Here is a 1,132-nt window from a genome sequence, read left to right as displayed (position 1 = left end):
GATCCTCCCCCAATGAAGTGGTCCGCCGTTATGTTTAGGAAAACGGAGGATCAGAATGGCAACGAAGAGACACAAGCCGGAAGAAATTGTCACGAAGCTGCGGCAGGTTGAGGTGCTTGTCGGCCAGGGGATGGCACGGGTGGATGCGATCCGTGAGGTGCGCATTACCGAGCAGACCTATTTTCGCTGGCGCAAGCAGTATGGTGGGATGGGAACCGACCAACTCAGGGAACTCAAACGGCTACAGAAGGAGAACGAGCGGCTGAGAAAGGCTGTTTCGGACCTGACGCTGGACAAGCTGATCCTGACTGAGGCCGCAAAGGGAAACTTCTGAGCCCCGCCCGCCGTCGGGCCTGCATCGATCATGTGCGCAACGCGCTGAAGGTATCGGAGCGTCGGGCCTGCCGGGTGCTGCTCCAGCACCGCTCGACGCAGCGAAGGCTGCCGAAGGGTCGGGCTGACGAGCAACGCCTGGTGGCGGACATGATCGAGCTTGCACGCCAGTACGGGCGTTATTGCTATCGCCGGATCGCGGCCTTGCTGAGAGATGCCGGCTGGCAGGTCAACGACAAGCGCGTCGAGCGGCTATGGCGGCGGGAGGGGCTGAAAGTGCCAATGAAACAGCCGAAGAAGGGACGGCTCTGGTTGAATGACGGCACCTGCGTCCGATTGCGGCCGGAGTACCGCAACCACGTCTGGAGCTACGACTTCGTGCATTGCAGGACCGATGATGGAAAAGCATTCCGGACGCTGAACATCCTCGACGAACACAGTCGGGAATGCCTGGCGATCCGGGTGAAGCGAAAGCTGAACTCGACCGATGTAATCGACGCGCTGAGTGACCTGTTCATTCTCCACGGCGTGCCGACCTTCATCCGTTCAGACAATGGCCCCGAGTTCGTGGCGCAGGTCGTCCAGGACTGGATCGCTGCCGTCGGCGCCAAGACCGCCTACATAGAGCCCGGCTCCCCTTGGGAGAACGGTTATTGCGAAAGCTTCAACGCTCGGTTCCGCGACGAGCTACTCAACGGGGAAATCTTCTACAGTCTGCGCGAGGCGCAGATCCTGATCGAACAATGGAGGAGGCACTACAACACGAAACGACCACACAGCGCCTTGGGTTACCGCCCAC

At 60.2% G+C, this 1,132-nt stretch carries 1 protein-coding gene; it reads left to right on the top strand.

The window, feature by feature from the left end; all coding sequences use genetic code 11:
- Positions 1 to 55: 55 nt before the first annotated feature.
- Positions 56 to 1,132, top strand: a protein-coding gene (locus AC2FNZ_RS08495) for an IS3 family transposase (protein ID WP_496840213.1) whose coding sequence is annotated in 2 segments (ribosomal slippage) — positions 56 to 320 and positions 320 to 1,132 — 1,078 coding nt annotated over the 2 segments. Because the reading frame shifts where the segments join, the coding sequence is not laid out codon by codon here. This gene is flagged as partial in the annotation.

The sequence above is a fragment of the Ruegeria sp. SAZA006 genome (assembly GCF_059613465.1).
Note: the sequence above shows the minus strand (reverse complement) of the source record. Positions and strands in the feature narration are given on the sequence as shown.